Below are 17,459 nucleotides of genomic sequence, written 5' to 3'. Positions count from 1 at the left end.
GTGGAACTCCGTTCTCCGATCAGGCTCTATTGGGATATCACCCCTCTTCCCTGCCCACTCCCGGATTACGAGCGAATCTGTTCCGAACTTTCCGACAGCCGGGCATTGACCCTTCATATCACCGATCTTGGGACCGGTCTCAGCGCCGAGACTCTGGATGTTGTTGCACGACTGTCCCGGTCACCGCTCTTTTTATTCCTCACTGCCTCACATGCTGCGCTTGCTGAAGCATTGCCTTTAAAGCATAGCGGCGTGAAAAAGGTTTATGCCGATATCCGGGCGCCGGAGGAATTGGCAGATTTTGGCAGTGCCGGGATCAACGGCGTTTCGTTCCGGACATCGCGTTCCAATTTTCTCATGATCCCTGACATCATTGCCGGGTGTATCGATAATGGTATCGCGGAACTCCAGCTCCCCATGGAAAGGCTGGTTAGCGGTGATGACCCGCTTTGCCTGAGTGTTGGCGAACGGGAAGCGCTTGCCGGGAAGATTGCTGCGGTCCGGTTTGCGGGAAAACTTACCGTGACGGCTAACGACCCCTTTCTCTGGCGGGTGGTTCATCCCGGAACGCCCTTCCCTGATGGCGTTTGCCAGGCGGGCAACACCATGCTAGCAATAGCCCCCAACGGCGATGTCTACCCCTGTCCCGCAATGCCGGCGATATTGGGGAATCTTCAGGTAACCGCTTATCGTGATATAGTTGCTTCCCGCATCAAGAAGGAGTTGCGGGCGGGCATTCTTTCCCGTCCTGCTGTTTGCGCGGATTGCTTTGCCGCCGATGACTGCCGTGGTGGTTGCCGGGGCCGCGGGCTGTTTGCTCAAGGAACCCTGGACGCCTCGGATCCGGGTTGCGGGATCAGTACCGGAGCGCCTTCCGAGGGTATGCCTGATACTTTGCCCCTTTAAAAGAAGCCATGGTTTTCCGGGAATCATCACAAATTTCTTTACAAAACAAAGGGAGCTATACTATAGTTCCGCGTTACGGAGAGATGTCCGAGCGGCTGAAGGAGCACGATTGGAAATCGTGTGTACGCTAATACCGTACCGTGGGTTCAAATCCCACTCTCTCCGCCATTTTCACCCTCACAGCGCCGCCCAGGCTGAAAGGGTCGGCCCCCCCTGCAAGACCCTTGCGGATACAGCTGATAGCTGGGTCCCACGCAATGGAAGGTTATGAACCCCGTCAGGTCCGGAAGGAAGCAGCGGCAGTAACCCACTCCGTGTGCCGTGGGGCAGCCCAGCTATCAGCTGTATCCGCAAAGTTGTTTCTGGGGGCGGATTTTCCCGGCCTGTCGGAATAAAGCGAGGCAGGAATCGTGTCATACCTTGTACTGGCCAGAAAATGGCGACCGCAAAAGTTCGGCGACCTAGTGGGTCAAGAGCATGTCAGCCAGACCCTGCAGAACGCGATACATTCGGGCCGGGTCGCTCATGCATTTCTTTTTACCGGAGCCAGAGGGGTTGGAAAGACCAGTGCGGCCAGGATCCTTGCCAAGGCCCTGACCTGCGAACACGGTCCGGCAGCTGAGCCGTGTAACGCATGTCCGGCTTGCGACGAAATTACTTCCGGGGTCGCAGTTGACGTCATTGAAATCGATGGCGCCTCAAACACCGGGGTAGACGATGTTCGCGAACTCCGGGAAAATGTCAAATACCTACCATCCAGGCTTCGTGCCAAGATATTCATTATTGACGAAGTCCACATGCTTTCAACCAGTGCATTCAATGCGCTGCTTAAGACTCTTGAAGAGCCCCCTCCGCATGTAAAGTTCATCTTTGCGACTACCGAACCCCACAAGGTCCCGATAACAATCCTTTCCCGCTGCCAGAGATTCGACTTCAGGCGGATTGCCTTGCCGGTCGTGGTGGCCCGCCTTCGTTACATCGTCGATCAAGAAGGGGTGGAGATATCGGAGGCCGCACTCGCAATGGTTGGCCGCAAGGGTGACGGCAGCATGCGGGACTCTTTGTCAACGCTTGACCAGGTGCTGGCATTTTGCGGCACCACGGTTTCCGATGAGGATGTCGTAGCCCTGCTGGGTGTCGTAGACCGGAGATTGTTGGTGCTGGCTTCGCAATCGGTATTCAACAGGGATTCTCGATCACTGCTCGAAATTGTAAAGCAGGTCGATGCCAATGGTTACAACATAAGACAATTCTGCCAGGAACTGGTTGAGCATTTTCGTCTGATCACCCTCTGCAAGGCAGTTGGCGATATTGCCGAGTATGCCGATCTTTCCGAGGCTGAATTGAAGGAGATTCATACCCAGGCTCAGACAGTAGATCTTGTCGATCTGTATCGTCATGTGGCCATTTTGATCAAAGCCGAGAGCGATATGGCCCATACCGGGTTTCCGAGACTGGTGCTTGAGATGGCATTACTGAAGATGGCCATGCTCGTTCCCGTGCTTCCCGCTCAGGAGCTGCTTTCCCGCCTTGATGGCTTGCGGAGTGCTATTTCGGGATCAGGAATGGTCTCATCCCCTGCTCCTTCGTGGACGCGCGGATCGTCGCCCCGCCAACAACCTCCCCGCCCCCCCGCAAGCGAGACCGCCGCGTCTCTTCCCAAGACCGATGCCAATCAGGCGGTTTCCCGCCCAGCTCCTTCCGTGGGGGCGAAAGGTTCATCTTCGTGGGCATCTGATTGGCCGGGATTTGTGGCGTGGGTTTGCCGGGAAAAGCCGATGATCGGTTCCCTGTTGGAGGACGCGCGCCCGTTGACGGCCTCGGATGGTGCCCTTGAAGTTGGGTTCCCACCCAATTCCTTTCACTTCAGCGCACTCAACTCACCGGCAATGCTTTCTGATCTGAACGGATTGGCAAAGGTCTATTTCGGTGAGTCGGTATCGGTTCGGCTTAAGACTGTGAGCGGCAGTGCCGGTGACGCCCCAATGAGCATCGCGGAAAAAAAAACGCATTGATCAGGCTGAGCGCACCAAGATGCTTGAAGAGACTGCCAGATCCAATCCGTTGGTTCAGGCCGCGGTAGAACTGTTTGGCGGCTCGATCAACAAGATCGAGCCCATCCAATAATTACCCGATAATCAATTATCAAACAAAAAACAGGAGGACAAGGTAATGTCAAAAGGTTTGGCCCACATAATGAAGCAAGCTCAGATGATGCAGCAGCGCATGGCAAAGCTGCAGGAAGATGCAGCCTCTAAGACTGTCGAGGCAGCTGCAGGTGGGGGGGCTGTTACGGTTGTTGTGACCGGCAAGCACCAGATAGTATCTCTTTCAATTAAAAAAGAGGCCGTTGATCCGGAAGATGTCGAAATGCTGCAGGACCTTGTCAAGGCTGCTGTAAACGAGGCAATGGCGAAGGTGCAGCTGGAGATGTCGGAGCAGATGAGCAAGGTGACAGGCGGCATCAATATACCGGGCCTATTTTAGTCTTAGTAAAAACTGGGTAACGAGTCCGATGCCGGCAAAATCGGGCGGTCTTTTTCGCCCTGACTCCCCCCGGTAGTTGAAGGTAACTTTTCCCCAGGGGAATTCTAAGGGCATTTTACGCGAAACTGATAATGATAGTAGCTGTTTAAGTGCTTTTATTGTGGATAAACTTTTTTACTGAAACTTACTATAGAAAAATGTTTTACCTTTGGTCAAAATATGCTACAGTTTTCAGCGTCATTTGGAAGACTTTTACTGGAACTAAAAAAACTGCCGGGGGTCGGCGAAAAGACCGCCCTCCGGCTTGCTTTTCATTTGCTTAAGTCTCCGGGGAATATAGAGGCTCTGGCAAATAGTCTTATATCTGTCGCTAAGAACGTGCATTTGTGCTCGGTCTGTTTCGGCATTACCGAGGATGACCCCTGTGTCATCTGCTCCGGAGGCCGTGACGATTCCGTCATATGCGTGGTAGAAGAGTCCCAGGATATGCTGGCAATTGAACGTAGCCACGCATTTCGCGGGAAGTATCACGTGTTGCAGGGAGCGTTGTCTCCCCTTTCCGGAATCACACCGTCACAGCTGCGAATTGCCGAGCTGCTGGAACGGTTACGTCACTCTCAGACCAGAGAAGTGATACTTGCGACGAATTTTTCAGTCGAAGGCGAGGCAACGGCGTTATATCTGGCCAAGATCCTGAAGGATCTCGGTTTAAAGGTGACCCGTCTCGCTCACGGCATCCCGCTCGGGAGTGATATCGAGTATGTAGATGCTGCTACTGTCCAGAGGGCGGTAGAGGGACGTTCCGAGTTTTAGGGTGTGAATGGCAGCTGCCTTCCGCTTTACCAATCAGCAAGACAGGAGGAAAGTTCATGAGTCGCAAAATGGTAACCATCGACGGCAACACTGCCGCCGCCCACGTGGCCCACGCCACCAACGAGGTCATTGCCATCTATCCGATCACCCCGTCATCGGTTATGGGTGAGATCTCTGACGCCAAGAGTGCCGTGGGAGAGCAGAACATTTGGGGCAATGTTCCTTCAGTGGTCGAGATGCAGTCGGAGGGGGGCGCAGCCGGTGCCGTACATGGTGCCCTTCAGGCCGGCGCATTGACCACCACCTTTACGGCAAGCCAGGGTTTGTTGTTGATGATCCCGAACATGTTCAAGATCGCCGGCGAACTGACTTCCACTGTCTTCCACGTCTCGGCAAGGGCCATTGCTGCCCAGGCGCTCTCGATTTTCGGTGATCACTCGGATGTCATGACCTGCCGTTGCACTGGCTGGGCCTTCCTTTGTTCCAACAATGTCCAGGAAGTAATGGACTTCGCTCTTCTTGCTCAGTCCTCGACGCTGCGGAGCAGGGTGCCGTTTCTGCACTACTTTGACGGCTTCCGTACCTCCCATGAAATCCAGAAGGTAACCGAGCTCTCATTTGACGAGATGCGTGCCATGCTGGACGACAAGCTTATTGCCGAGCACAAAGCGCGAGGCCTTTCACCGGACAAGCCTGTAATGCGTGGTACCGCACAGAACCCCGATGTCTATTTCCAGGGGCGCGAAACAGTAAACGCATACTATCCTGCCTGCGAGAAGATTGTGCAGGAAGAGATGGACAAGTTCGCCAAGCTTACCGGACGCAAGTACAAGCTGGTAGACTATGTCGGTGCAAAGGATGCAGAGCGCATTGTCGTCGTGATGGGTTCCGGAGCCGATGTTGTTCAGGATACCGTCGAAAATCTGGTTAAGAAGGGTGAAAAGGTCGGCGTAGTCAAGATTCGCCTCTATCGGCCGTTCCCGCTGGATGCCTTTATCAAGGCGCTGCCCAAGACCGTCAAGAAGATCGCTGTGCTGGACCGTACCAAAGAGCCTGGCTCACTTGGCGAACCAATCTACCTAGATGTCCGCACCGCCATCGGCGAAGCCATGGCCAGCGGCAAGTTCAAATGTGACGGCTATCCGGTTATCGTGGGCGGCCGCTACGGACTTGGCTCCAAGGAGTTCAACCCGGCCATGGCCAAGGCGGTCCTTGATAACCTCAAGGCTGCCAAGCCGAAGAGCAATTTCGTGGTTGGCATCGAGGAAGATGTTACCAACTGCAGCCTTAAAGTTGACTACGCCTACAAGAACCCCATGGAAGGGGTATACGAGGCGATGTTCTTCGGCCTCGGTTCCGACGGCACCGTAGGCGCCAACAAGAACTCGATCAAGATCATCGGCGAGGAGACCAGCAATAACGCTCAGGCCTACTTTGTGTACGATTCCAAGAAAGCCGGGTCGATGACAACCTCGCATCTTCGCTTCGGCAAGAAGTACATCCGCGCACCGTACCTGGTGCAGGAGGCCGACTTCGTGGCGTGCCACAACTTCTCCTTCCTGGAGAAATACGACATGCTGGCCAAGGCCAAGACCGGCGCCACCTTCCTCCTTAACGCCCCCTTCAGCGCCGCAGAAGTCTGGGACACCATGCCCAAGGAAGTGCAGCAGCAGATAATCGCCAAGAAGATGAAATTCTATGTGATCGACGGCGTCAAGCTGGGCAATGAAATCGGCCTCGGACCCCGCATCAACGTGATCATGCAGACCGCTTTCTTCAAGATCTCCAATATTATCCCGCTCAAGGATGCAGTGGCTTCTATCAAAGATGCAATCAAGAAGTCTTACGGCAAGGCCGGCGAGAAGGTTCTGGAGATGAACTACAAGGCTGTAGACGCGGGTCTGAACAACTTCTACGAAGTCAAGGTCCCCTCCAAGGCCACCAGCAAGCTGAAGATGGCTGCTGCCGTTTCCAGCAAGGCCCCGAAATTCGTCAAGGATGTCACCGGCGTCATGGTTGCAGGACTCGGGGATAATCTGCCGGTTTCCAAGATGCCGGCCGACGGAACGTTCCCGACTGCGACCTCCCAGTACGAAAAACGCAACATCGCCACCGAGATCCCGGTATGGGACGAAAAAATCTGCATCCAGTGCGGCATCTGCTCCTTTGTGTGCCCCCATGCCTCGGTGCGCCTTAAGGCGTTTGACGCAAAGCTCCTCAAAGGCGCTCCCAAGACCTTCAAATCGGTGGATTGCAAGATTCCCGAGATGGCAGGCAAGAAGCTGACCGTCCAGGTGGCCCCGGAAGACTGCACCGGTTGTGGCGCCTGCGCCTATAACTGCCCGGCAAAGGATAAGCAGAACCAGAACCACAAGGCGCTCGACATGCATTTCCAGCCGCCGTTGCGTGCCCAGGAAGTTGAGAACTTCGATTTCTTCCTCAGTCTGCCCGATGTGGATGCGACCCAGGTCAAGCTGGACACCTTGCGCAGCAACCAGTTGATTCGGCCTCTATTCGAGTACTCCGGGGCTTGTGCCGGCTGCGGCGAGACCCCTTACCTGAAGCTGTTGACCCAGCTCTTCGGCGACCGGATGCTGGTTGCCAATGCCACCGGTTGTTCCTCCATTTACGGCGGCAACCTGCCCACAACCCCGTATGCACAACGTGCCGACGGCCGTGGCCCGGCCTGGTCCAACTCACTGTTCGAAGACAACGCAGAGTTCGGTTACGGCATGCGTCTGACCGTGGATCAGTTCACCAAGTCTGCGCAGGACTACCTGAATGAGCTGATCAGCTGCGACTGCAAATCCTGCAAGCCCAATGTCAAGCTGATGAAGGATATTCTCGCTGCCGACCAGTCCAGTCAGGGTGGCGTAGAAGCCCAGCGTAAGAGGGTTGACGAACTGAAAGCAGCTATGAAAGGGTGCAAGGAAAAGGCAGCTCAGCAACTCCTGCCGATCATCGACTATCTGGTCAAAAAGTCGGTTTGGTGTATCGGTGGTGACGGCTGGGCATATGACATCGGTTTCGGAGGTCTGGACCATGTCATTGCCTCAGGCAAAAACATCAACCTGTTCGTGCTGGACACTGAGGTCTATTCCAATACCGGCGGCCAGGCCTCCAAATCAACGCCAATGGGAGCTGTCGGACTCTTTGCCGCCGGTGGCAAGCCGGTGAGCAAGAAGGACCTGGGCATGATTGCCATGTCCTACGGCTCGGTCTACGTGGCGCAGGTTTCCCTGGCCAACCCGGCTCAGTGCATCAAGGCCATGCTGGAAGCAGAGGCATATAATGGGCCTTCGATTATCATTGCCTACGCTCACTGCATTGCCCATGGCATCAACATGACCGCTGGGGTGGATGCCCAGAAAAAGGCCGTACAGTCCGGCTACTGGCCGCTTTACCGCTACAACCCGGCACTGGCTGCCGAGAAGAAGAACCCGCTGCAGCTCGATAGCAAGGCTGCAACCATCGAATTCAGCGAGTATACCAACAATGAAAACCGGTATCGGATGCTGAAAAAGGCCAACCCCAAGCAAGCTGACGAACTTATGAAGAAGGCCGGTGAATGGGCCAAAGCCCATTTCGGGTACTATCAGAAACTGGCTGCGCTTAATTTCGACGAATCCGGCGACAAGTAATGTCCGGAGTATAACTGATAAGCCCCGACGGCCGGAACGCCGTCGGGGCTTTTTCATTTGCTGCAAACCTTGAAAAATATTGAATGCCGTTTATAATTCTGTTATAGAGTAGCGGTTACCCCCAATCCCCCTTCCTTCAAGGAGTTGTCGATGGCGAATCCTCAGTTGGTCATGTACGACGAGGAATTCAAGCAGATTCAGGGAGCGATTGAAAAGCTTCTGAGGGAAGCCAATGCCAAGGTGATCTTTCTGGTCGACAAGAACGGCCAGTTGATTGCAGGTGTCGGCGAGGTCGACAAGTTTGATACCACCTCTCTGGCATCGCTTACGGCCGGCAATATTGCCGCAACCGGCGGCCTTGCCAAACTTATCGGCGAGAAGGAGTTTTCCATACTCTTTCACGAAGGTGAGAAAGATAACCTTCACATTTCCATCGTGGGTGGCCGGGTAATCCTCGTGGTCCTGTTTGACAGCCGCTCGTCTCTTGGTCTGGTCAGGCTGAGAGTGAAAAAGGCCTCCGATGAACTGACCACGATCTTCAATCGTCTTATGCAGAAATCCGAAGAGAAGGAAAAGAGTGGCGATACCGATTTCCCCTTCGCCGAAATCACTGACGATGATATTGACAACCTGTTTAGATAACGTAGCGGGGTAAGTCCAGATGTCTTTCATCAACTATGCTTCCCGCGAGATCAACTGTAAAATTGTATATTACGGGCCTGGTCTTTGCGGAAAGACTACAAATCTTCAATATGTTTATCAAAAGACTGCCCCTGACGCCAAAGGCAAGATGATATCACTGGCAACGGAAACAGAGCGGACACTTTTTTTCGATTTTCTTCCGCTGGCTCTGGGGGAGATCCGCGGGTTCAAGACGCGCTTTCATCTTTACACTGTCCCTGGGCAGGTTTTTTACGACGCCTCCCGGAAGCTTATTCTCAAAGGTGTTGATGGCGTAGTGTTTGTTGCCGACTCACAGGAAGAGCGGATGGATGCCAATCTGGAGTCGCTGGAAAACCTCAGGTTCAACCTGCAGGAGCAGGGGTATGATCTGGACAAGCTTCCGTTCGTAGTTCAGTACAATAAGCGTGACCTCCCCAATGCCGTGCCTCTGGAAGAGCTGCAGAAAGAGCTGAACCCGACGAAGGTTCCGGAGTTTGAGGCCTGTGCGACTACGGGAGAAGGGGTTTTCGAAACACTCAAGGCGGTTGCCAAACTGATATTGATCGATCTTAAGCAAGGCAAGTAGAATACAGATAACATAGATGTGAAAACGGCCCGGGTATCTTCCGGGCCGTTTTCATTTTGCGGGTTGTCAATGGTCCCGATACCCCAGGACCACCAGCAGGCAGCTGCCGTCGGCAATGACGTTTATCCCCGCTGCCTGGCAGCTGTTAATTGCGGCAGCGCTCTCTGCCCCGGGTTGCATCCAGATGGATGTGATCCCCTTGCTGATCGCCTCGATCACTATCTGCTCGGTTATCCTGGGAGGTGTGATCACGGAGATGCTCTTTACTTCATCGGGAAGGGCGGAAACATTAGGTACTGTCGCAACCCCTTCAACAATGGTTTCGCTCGGATGAACCGGAATGGCCCTTTTCCCGTTCTGCAGGTAACACCTGAGCACCTTGTTGCCGTATTTGTTTCTGTCTGTTGATGCCCCTACCACGCCGAATGCGGGAGAGGCGAAAAAACTATCGATCTGTTCCCTTGTCACCATGATGGCTCCTCATTACGTTTAGCATGACTGCAATTATGCCTCTGTGTCTATAAGTGTACCATGGCTGGCCATTTGAAAGAAAATTGTGCCCAGCATTATGTCTGCTACTGCCCCGGAAAAGATTCCGAGCGGCAGGAGAATAATGGCTGCCAGGGAAAATCCGGTGATGATGTTGAGGTAACAGTATGGACGGTGCAGTCCGCCGAGATCGCCCGGAAGCTGCAAGAGTTTCAGGCCGAAAATAAGTTGCAGTATCCCCATGGGAATTACGAAGATAAGGGTGAGTACACCAACGGATGAGGCAAACGAGGGTAATACCACCCCGACCACGCTTATGGCTGTCAGGACTATATTTGCCTTGATCAGCCACATGATGTATCGATCAGTTGCATGAAAATCGTGGACGTTGTTCAGTAGTTTCTTGAGAGCCAGTGAAATGAAGACAAAAATGAATGTACTGCTTGTCTGCATGAGGATCTCGGCTACTTTGGGCCATACCCCTCCCTTTTCGGTGAGAAGAAACGTCATGATGAACCAGGGTATGGTGAGCAGGGCATTAATCATGGCGAGCGTTCCCGCCAACCGGTAGCGCGGTGAATTGACTCCTTTCATGGACACGTTACTCCATAACCTTCATGGCGGTCACGTAGTACTCGGACTCGCCGAAACAGCGCGTTGGGACTCCCTTGTGCTGCTCATAGGTAAGAGCCAGCCTCTTGGACATATTCCGGGTGATCTCGCCGGCAAGGGCATCGCTTCTGACAGAAAAGGCGAATTTTTCAGGCACCATCCCCTGAACAGGGAGCATGGTCAGTTCGCCCTCCCAGGTCTTGCACAGCCACCCCTTGTGGGAAAATTTCTGTACGTAACCAGTGCGCTCTCCCTTTGAATAGCTCCAGTTGAGTGAAAACCAGGTGTATGCCGAAAAAGAGGCGATCAAAAGCAGGATCAGTCCAATAATCCAGGAAAGGACGCGGGATTTTGAAATTGGCATGTCAAGTCTCCTGTAATGTGGATGTCTTCAGGAAGTATAGCAGAGAAACGGATTATACCTAACCGGGCCGTTTCAGTCGCGATTATTCGCGAGGTGCGCAGATATTTCTCCGGCAAGTTTGATCGATATTCCCGGAGTCGCGGCAATTTCGGCAACCGATGCATTGCTGATCTCTGCCAAGCTGCCGAATTGCTTTAGAAGCCGCTTGCTTAACCCGGTACTCACTCCGGGAATATCTTCCAGAGTCGAGTGCAGAGCGGCCTTTCCCCGGACCAGTTTGTGATAGGTCACGGCGAAGCGATGCGCCTCGTCGCGGATCCTTGCCAGAAGAAGCAGTGCCTGTGAATTTTGCCTGAGCACAATCGGGTTCTTTCTGCCGGGACGGAACACCCGCTCGGCAGTCCGCTCGACCTCGACATCGGCGACCGAGGAGTAAACCCGGCTTTTGGCCAGGGCCGCGGTTTCGACCCCGACCAGCCCCAGATCTGACAGGACACGGGTCAGGACGCCCAACTGTCCCAGCCCGCCGTCCACAATCAGGAGATCGGGGAGCGGGTCTGCATCACCCTTCCGAGAGCGGCGGGTCAGCACTTCGGTCATCATGCCGAAGTCATCGGTACGGCCGTCTTTTCTGATCCGGTAGCGGCGGTATCCCTCCTTGAACGGCTCGCCATCGACAAAGGTCACCCTGCTGCCGACACTCTGCTGCCCCTGAAAGGTCGAGATGTCATAACACTCGATTCGTTTGGGGAGCTTTGCCAGATGGAGCCGTTCCTTTAGTTCCAGAAGGATCGCCTGGGACCCTTCGTGTTTATTCCTTTGCTCTGTTGCGGCGTTTTCGGCATTTTTGGCCGCCAGTTCCACAAGTTCGGCCTTTATCCCGCGGCGCGGGACCGTAATGTCGACGCGCTTACCCCGTTTTTCGGCCAGGAATTCGGCCAGACCGGCATGCTCGGGCAGGGGGAGCGGCAGCAGGAGAGTGCCGGGGATCAGTGGGTCCTGCCCATAGTATTCATCCAGAAATGATGCAAGCGCCTCCGCGTCGTCCAACTCCCAGGAAAACGAGAAATTGCGGCTGCCGGTAAGCGTGCCGCCGCGGATGAAAAGCAGAACAAGGGTCAGGCGGTTCTCGTCGCGATAGAGCCCGACGACATCGATATCTTCACCGTTAGTCACCATCTTCTGTCGTTCCAGGGTAGTATCGATAGCTTTAAGGATGTCCCGGTACCGCGCCGCCTCTTCGTATCGCTCACGGGCAGCAGCATCGGCCATCTTTTGATGATAACCCCTGACCAGGTCGCGATCCTTGCCGGAAAGGAACAACGCTACCCCTTCAGCGAGCGATCGGTAGTCATCTTCGCTGATCAGGCCGTGACACGGACCGGAGCACTGCCCGATCTGGTAAAAAAGGCAGGGCCGTTTACGGCGGCTGCAGGTTGCCAAGGGGTAACGGCGGAGAGGGAAAATCCGCTGCAGCTGCTTCATTACGGTACGTGCTGCGGTTGCGGAGGCATAAGGCCCGAAATAGGCTGCCCCGTCTTTTGCAACCTTGCGGACCACCATAAGCCGGGGGAATTTCTCGTTCATATCCAGGCGGAGCGAGAAGTAGGTCTTGTCGTCGCGGAGGTTGATGTTGTATTTGGGCCGGTGCTGCTTGATCAGGGTATTTTCGAGGATCAGGGCCTCTTTTTCAGTGTCCGTGACGATACAGTCGATATCGAAGACCTGCTCCACCAGAAAACGGACCTGGTAGCGGGAGTCTCTTGAGCTGCCGAAGTACGACCTGACCCTTTGCCGGAGATTTCTGGCCTTCCCCACGTACAGGATGTCGCCGTTAGCCCCTTTCATCTGGTACACCCCCGGCGAAGGGGGCAGCCGGGAAATTGAGTCGCTGGAAATCATGGGGCGATTATACTGCCTTGTGCGGGGCGATGCAATCGAATGCGCGCAAGGCAACAGCCCGTTAGCGGCTTGCGCAAGCCCCATTCGTCGTTGACAACGCTTGCGGTTGGTGCTATTTTTCGGCAGCATTTCACAAAAGTAGCTTAAGAGAGAGCGCGCCAGTGCCAGTATCCATTCGACCAATTGTCAGCAGGTGCCTTGTCGGGCTCCTTTTATGTCTTCTCTTGATCCCTGCCCCTTCCAACGCCTTGGATTCCCAGGATACCCAGCTGTTCATAACCGGATTCAATGCCTACCAGAAAAAGGATTACGCGGTCGCTGCCGAAAAGATGGCGCAGGTTCTGAAGAACTACCCTGATACCCAGTTGCGCGACATGGCGATCTTCTGGCTGGCGCGCGCCAGCTACAAGGCCGGGGACAAGGATTCCGCGGCCCGGTACATGGCGCAATTCTTCCGCGAGTACCCGGACAATCCGCTGAAGGGGACCGTGGAGGATGAGCTGGTGGCCCTGGCTACGGCATACGCCAAGAATGACAAGGCTGATGCTGAAGGCCGCAAGGCGGAGGCTGAAAGGGTTGCCGACAGGAAAACCGCAGCAGATAAGGCGGCCGCAGAGGAAAGCCGTCTGGCGTCGGAGCGCGCTGCTGCAGAGCGGACAGCGCGGGAAACAGCTGAACTGGAGAAGGTTGCGGCGGAAAAACTTGCCGCCGAAAAAGCGGCAACCGAGCGGCTTGCCCGGGAAAAGGCCGAGACCGAAAGATCAGCCCGCGAGGCTGCTGTAGCCGCAGAGCGGCAGCAGGCGCTGGCGAAGGCCGCGGCAGAGAAGGCTGCTGCTGAAAAACTGGAAAACGAGCGGCTGGCAGCGGCAAAGGCTGACCTCGACCGCGCCGAGCAGGAAAGGGTTGCGCTGGAGCGGGCGGAGACCAAACGTCTTGCCAAGGAAAAGGCGGAACAGGAACGGCTTCGAATCGCGGCAGAGAAGGCCGAGGCCGAAAGGGTGGTCGGAGAAAAGGCCGAGCGTGAGCGGATAGCTGCGGAAAGATCCGCGAAAGAAAAGGCCGAAACAGAACGGCTGGCAAACGAAAAGGGGGCAGCGGAGAGGGTTGCCCAGGATAAGGCCGAGGTCGAACAGAAGCGGCTTGCTGCGGAAAAGGCTGCTGCCGCCAGGATTGCGGCAGAGACGGCCGAAAAAGAGCGGCTTGCGGCAAAGAAGGCTGAAGAGGAGCGGCTGGCACGGGAAAAAGAGGCCGAAGCCCAGAAGCGTGTTGCCGTGGCCAAGGCTGCTAGCGAGCAGAAACGGATCGCTGCCGGTAAAAAATCCGCTTCCCGTGCTGCCGGAAAACGGAGTAAATCTGCCAAACCGGTTGAGACGGCGCGGGAGCAGGCCATTGCCGGATACCGGAAGATTATCGACTCTTCACCCGGCAGCAGCGGGGCAGAGGCGGCATCGGCCAAGCTCAAGGCGATGGGTGTCGATTATCCGGCCGGCGGCAGCCTGGCCAAATCATTGCCCCCTACCCAGCCCCCGGTCACCACCCAGGTGTTGACCCTCGAAGTAGGCCAGTTCGTGGATGTGGAGTTCAATGTCGATACCGCCGGCCAGGTTTTCCCGGTTGGCCGAAGGATTACGATGCCGTTCGAGGTGATCAATCGCGGCAACGGTGAAGACAGTTTTTATCTCGAGTCCGGGTTCCCGGCCGAATATGGGGTCCAGTTCTTCTCCAGTGAGAATACAGAGGTGCCGGTAAACCTCACCCCGCAGCTTGCCCCCGGACAACACTTCAAAGGGGTTATGGGGATCAGCATCCCGAAAGGGGTAATTGACGGCCAGAAGATCAGCTTCCCGGTCAAGCTGGCCTCCAAGTATGCCCGCGACGTCTCGCAGTCCAGGCAGGTTACGCTCATCGCCTCGGCGCCGCTGCTCAGGGCGGTGATCAACACGGACCGGAAAGAAATCGCTCCCGGCGAAAAGGTTACCTACCGGGTCACCCTGTTGAACATAGGTTCTGCGCCAGCCAGCGGCGTTCTGCTCCGGATGAATTACCCGCCGCTCTACGAGCCGGTCGATCCGATCAAGTCAGGGTTCAAGCAGGAGATGAAGGCCGCGCTCCTTCTGGACGGACTCAAGCTTGAATCCGGCGAAACCCGGGAGTTGAGCGTGACCTTCCAGCTCAAGGACGAGGCCATAGCTCGCCAAGAGCTGTTCCTGCGCGGCGACCTTATCAACAATGATCTGGAGACCTCGGATTCCTTTGTGTCGGCAGTTTCCCTGGTACAGGGGATAAGCGGCGTCGCCGCCCGCAGCACCTCCGACCGGCTGCTCGTCATCCCCGGCCAGACTGTGACCATTCCGCTGATCGTCACCAACACCGGCAACCAGCGGGAGGATTTCCCGATCCGGCCGAACATCCCGGCCAACGTAACCTACACCCTTTACCAGGATCTCAACCGTGACGGGATCAGGCAGCCCAACGACCCGGTCATCAACCATATCGGTCCCCTGTCGCCGCGTGAAGAGGCCTATGTCATTCTGGAACTCAAGACCCCGGCCAATGAAAGCGATGGAGCCAGCGTCCCGCTCTCTATAACCTTTGAGCCTGAAGGAGACCGGAAGAAGAGCGCCGCGGTCAGTATCAAGCTGGCCTATTCCAGACCCCTGGTGGAGCTTGCCATGACCGGCCGCGGTGGCCGCTTGCGGCCCGGAGAAGTGGCCACCTTTGACCTGACCTGCACCAACCGTGGCTCCAGCATCGCCAAGGTGGTCGAGATGCGCAGCCTGCTCCCCGATGCTCTGGAACTGGTCGCCTCGGACCCGGCGGTCAGCCGCGGCAGAGGCGGGGACTATATCTGGAAATTCGAGGAACTCGGGGCCGGGGAGAAAAAAGGCGCCCGGGTCTCGATCCGCGTCAAGTCAGGAGTTGCAGTTGGCACTAACCTGCAGGTGAAGAACTTGCTCAGCTATCAGGATCAGCTGGGGAATTCGTACTAATTACAACACCGCGAATTTGCGAATATTTATGGGCACTGCGCACAAGGCAGTGCCCTTTTTTGTTTCTGCCCGCAGATCGAGATTGCAATGGATTGCTTCATATTCGGCTACAGAAGGCGCCTTGAGCTCGTATGCAAGTATGACCGCTGTAATATTAATTACAATAAAGACACAAAATGAAGTTAGAGTAGAATAAACCGCGCAATGTCAATAAGTTACGCTGATATGGGTGGGGGGCTTGGCGTAGTTATTGTTTTAATGACTCATCCTGTTGTGGCAACTTTGTCAACTGTTATGGTGACTGCTATTTTGTATAAAGTTGTATACACTTTTGTGTTGCATTATACATGAGTTTTTATTATTAAGTTATTTGTTATGTTGTCTCGCAATATCTCAAAATCTTGTTCATAGGAGAAAGGCTTTTAATAGATTGTAGGCTTTCCAGTCCCACACCGCCGTGGCCTGACGGGAAATCTTCAATGCAATATCATCGCTTAGCATTAATAAACAGTTTAAAATAACATGCAATATAGCTTTATTTGCTTTTTAATTTTGTGCAAATAAAGGTTGTGATTTCATGCGGTTGTTGAGCTAGGTAACGTCATGAACTTGCTCCGCTACTTACTTACTCACGTCATGAGGTGTGAGAATTTTATGGATCAGGAGGATGTATGAGAAATTGTTTGCGTTATTTGACTCTGTTGTCATGTCTTATGGTTATGTTTGCCATGGCCGGTTGTGGTGGCGGTGGGGAGGGAGGCACGCCAACTGCGACAGTCAGTGGTGTTGCTGCAACTGGCTCGCCTCTTGTCGGAACGGTATATCTTAAAGACTCCTCAAACCCAGCTCAAGAATTAACAACCCCCATTTCTGCTAACGGCTCTTTTTCTTTCAATGTCTCTGGCTTAAAAGCACCATTCATCCTTAAGGCAGTCGGAACCGCAGGCGGTCAGAATTATACTCTCTATTCTTTTGCAACAGACAAAGGAACCGCAAATATTAACCCATTTACAAATTTAACGTTGATACATGCATACGGCAACGACAACCTAGCCTCATTCTATACATCGCCGGATGCCGCAAAAATGCTTGCTATTCAACAGCAGATATCCGTCTCAGTTTCTCAAATCAAAGCACTGCTTAACGACCTTCTTCAACAATATGGGGTTAGTAACATAAATTTCTTAACTGATGCTTATACTGCAAATCATCAGGGGTTAGACCTGCTTTTCGACATGATCATTATTGATATTGCCGGTGGAAATGTTGTAATCAAGAATGCAGACACTAATGCCATAATATACTCATCTTTAAGCAATAATGTTCTCAATGGTCAGATCAGTATTGACAATATTCCATTGCCGCCAATTCAGATTCCAATTTCCGTCTCCTTAACCCAAAGTTCATCATCTGTACCAGTAAATGATACTATTAATTTTTATGCATCAGTAACAGGAACCAGTAATCAGAACGTAACTTGGAGTGTTCTGGAGACAAACGGTGGAAGTGTTAATTCCTCCGGTGTGTATACGGCACCTTCCGCGGCAGGCACTTATCATATTAAAGCCACGAGCCAAGTCGATAATTCGAAATATGCCACAGCATCTGTTACGGTAACAGCGACTCCCGTAAGCACAAATCAACAAGTTTGGAAAACAGATTCTACCGTAAGCCCTAGCGTTACAGTAACGATTGGACCTTCAATAGGAGTGAGTAATTACATAAACTATCACTCTGGGACGATACAATGTTCTGTATTAAGTAATGGAGTTGCAAATATTTCTAGTATCAGTTCAACAGGTTATATCGGAGTTTTGCCAGATAACAGCATGATCATCGGATTTGCTGATGGAGACAATGGATTAGTGATAGGAACAAACTCAATTACATCAAATACAACTTCAGTATATGGCAATGTCCTTATTTTAAGAAATAATTCAATTGCTTTTTCAGGTTATGCATATTTGTATAAACAATAATAAAAGCATGCCAACGAGTATAACTAG

13 protein-coding genes, 1 tRNA gene and 1 other RNA gene are annotated in these 17,459 nt (G+C 53.7%); 11 read left to right on the top strand and 4 right to left on the bottom strand.

Translation table 11 applies throughout. From position 1 onward, the window contains the following. The 9 genes from OR1_RS21115 to OR1_RS17585 all read left to right on the top strand — a co-directional run bounded on the left by OR1_RS21115 (position 1) and on the right by OR1_RS17585 (position 9,096). Positions 1-906, top strand: a complete 906-nt coding sequence (locus OR1_RS21115) for an SPASM domain-containing protein (RefSeq protein ID WP_052440607.1) — start codon at positions 1-3, stop codon at positions 904-906. A 77-nt stretch (positions 907-983) separates the two neighbouring features. Beyond that, positions 984-1,074, top strand: a tRNA-Ser gene (locus OR1_RS17615). 73 nt (positions 1,075-1,147) lie between these two features. Then, an RNA gene (gene ffs / locus OR1_RS21785) (signal recognition particle sRNA small type) lies at positions 1,148-1,246 on the top strand. A 70-nt stretch (positions 1,247-1,316) separates the two neighbouring features. Continuing rightward, positions 1,317-2,921 (top strand): DNA polymerase III subunit gamma/tau, encoded by a 1,605-nt coding sequence (gene dnaX / locus OR1_RS17610; RefSeq protein ID WP_370543371.1) that lies wholly within the window; start codon positions 1,317-1,319, stop codon positions 2,919-2,921. A 157-nt stretch (positions 2,922-3,078) separates the two neighbouring features. Next, positions 3,079-3,393, top strand: coding sequence for a YbaB/EbfC family nucleoid-associated protein (locus OR1_RS17605; RefSeq protein WP_041973727.1), 315 nt, complete (start codon positions 3,079-3,081; stop codon positions 3,391-3,393). Between the two features lie 219 nt (positions 3,394-3,612). Further along, on the top strand, positions 3,613-4,206 hold the full coding sequence (recR, locus tag OR1_RS17600) for a recombination mediator RecR (protein ID WP_041973724.1): 594 nt from the start codon (positions 3,613-3,615) through the stop codon (positions 4,204-4,206). Positions 4,207-4,262: 56 nt separating this feature from the next. Next, complete coding sequence (gene nifJ, locus OR1_RS17595) at positions 4,263-7,847, top strand: pyruvate:ferredoxin (flavodoxin) oxidoreductase (RefSeq protein WP_041973721.1); 3,585 nt, start codon at positions 4,263-4,265, stop codon at positions 7,845-7,847. A 150-nt stretch (positions 7,848-7,997) separates the two neighbouring features. Continuing rightward, positions 7,998-8,489 (top strand): roadblock/LC7 domain-containing protein, encoded by a 492-nt coding sequence (locus OR1_RS17590; RefSeq protein WP_041973719.1) that lies wholly within the window; start codon positions 7,998-8,000, stop codon positions 8,487-8,489. Positions 8,490-8,508: 19 nt separating this feature from the next. After that, positions 8,509-9,096 (top strand): ATP/GTP-binding protein, encoded by a 588-nt coding sequence (locus OR1_RS17585; protein WP_041973717.1) that lies wholly within the window; start codon positions 8,509-8,511, stop codon positions 9,094-9,096. A 66-nt stretch (positions 9,097-9,162) separates the two neighbouring features. On the opposite strand, the gene OR1_RS17580 is transcribed toward OR1_RS17585, so the two are convergent. The 4 genes from OR1_RS17580 to uvrC form a co-directional block, all read right to left on the bottom strand. Continuing rightward, entirely contained in the window at positions 9,163-9,567 is a 405-nt protein-coding gene (locus OR1_RS17580; RefSeq protein WP_041973715.1) for a CoA-binding protein, read from the bottom strand. A gap of 33 nt (positions 9,568-9,600) precedes the next feature. Next, positions 9,601-10,179: a hypothetical protein gene (locus tag OR1_RS17575; RefSeq protein ID WP_041973712.1), complete on the bottom strand. Its 579-nt coding sequence runs from the start codon at positions 10,177-10,179 to the stop codon at positions 9,601-9,603. 7 nt (positions 10,180-10,186) lie between these two features. Further along, entirely contained in the window at positions 10,187-10,561 is a 375-nt protein-coding gene (locus OR1_RS17570; RefSeq protein WP_041973710.1) for a hypothetical protein, read from the bottom strand. 72 nt (positions 10,562-10,633) lie between these two features. After that, entirely contained in the window at positions 10,634-12,463 is a 1,830-nt protein-coding gene (uvrC, locus tag OR1_RS17565) for an excinuclease ABC subunit UvrC (protein WP_041973708.1), read from the bottom strand. A gap of 161 nt (positions 12,464-12,624) precedes the next feature. On the opposite strand from uvrC, the gene OR1_RS17560 reads away from it, so the two are divergent. Together OR1_RS17560 and OR1_RS22165 are read left to right on the top strand one after the other, a co-directional pair. After that, the gene (locus OR1_RS17560) at positions 12,625-15,453 is read left to right on the top strand and encodes a tetratricopeptide repeat protein (RefSeq protein ID WP_041973707.1); all 2,829 of its coding nucleotides are present in this window, start codon (positions 12,625-12,627) and stop codon (positions 15,451-15,453) included. A 671-nt stretch (positions 15,454-16,124) separates the two neighbouring features. Continuing rightward, positions 16,125-17,432: a hypothetical protein gene (locus tag OR1_RS22165; protein ID WP_152609956.1), complete on the top strand. Its 1,308-nt coding sequence runs from the start codon at positions 16,125-16,127 to the stop codon at positions 17,430-17,432. Positions 17,433-17,459 lie beyond the last annotated feature (27 nt).

Source organism: Geobacter sp. OR-1 (assembly GCF_000813145.1).
In the GTDB taxonomy this organism is placed as follows: domain Bacteria; phylum Desulfobacterota; class Desulfuromonadia; order Geobacterales; family DSM-12255; genus Geoanaerobacter.
Note: the sequence above shows the minus strand (reverse complement) of the source record. Positions and strands in the feature narration are given on the sequence as shown.

Excerpts from the sequence above, each read along its gene's own strand:
- OR1_RS17590 (WP_041973719.1), top strand. The coding sequence starts at position 7,998 with ATGGCGAATCCTCAGTTGGTCATGTACGACGAGGAATTCAAGCAGATT.
- OR1_RS17570 (WP_041973710.1), bottom strand. The coding sequence starts at position 10,561 with ATGCCAATTTCAAAATCCCGCGTCCTTTCCTGGATTATTGGACTGATC.
- uvrC (WP_041973708.1), bottom strand. The coding sequence starts at position 12,463 with ATGATTTCCAGCGACTCAATTTCCCGGCTGCCCCCTTCGCCGGGGGTG.
- OR1_RS17580 (WP_041973715.1), bottom strand. The coding sequence starts at position 9,567 with ATGGTGACAAGGGAACAGATCGATAGTTTTTTCGCCTCTCCCGCATTC.
- nifJ (WP_041973721.1), top strand. The coding sequence starts at position 4,263 with ATGAGTCGCAAAATGGTAACCATCGACGGCAACACTGCCGCCGCCCAC.
- OR1_RS17585 (WP_041973717.1), top strand. The coding sequence starts at position 8,509 with ATGTCTTTCATCAACTATGCTTCCCGCGAGATCAACTGTAAAATTGTA.
- OR1_RS17605 (WP_041973727.1), top strand. The coding sequence starts at position 3,079 with ATGTCAAAAGGTTTGGCCCACATAATGAAGCAAGCTCAGATGATGCAG.
- OR1_RS22165 (WP_152609956.1), top strand. The coding sequence starts at position 16,125 with ATGAGAAATTGTTTGCGTTATTTGACTCTGTTGTCATGTCTTATGGTT.
- recR (WP_041973724.1), top strand. The coding sequence starts at position 3,613 with ATGCTACAGTTTTCAGCGTCATTTGGAAGACTTTTACTGGAACTAAAA.
- OR1_RS17575 (WP_041973712.1), bottom strand. The coding sequence starts at position 10,179 with ATGAAAGGAGTCAATTCACCGCGCTACCGGTTGGCGGGAACGCTCGCC.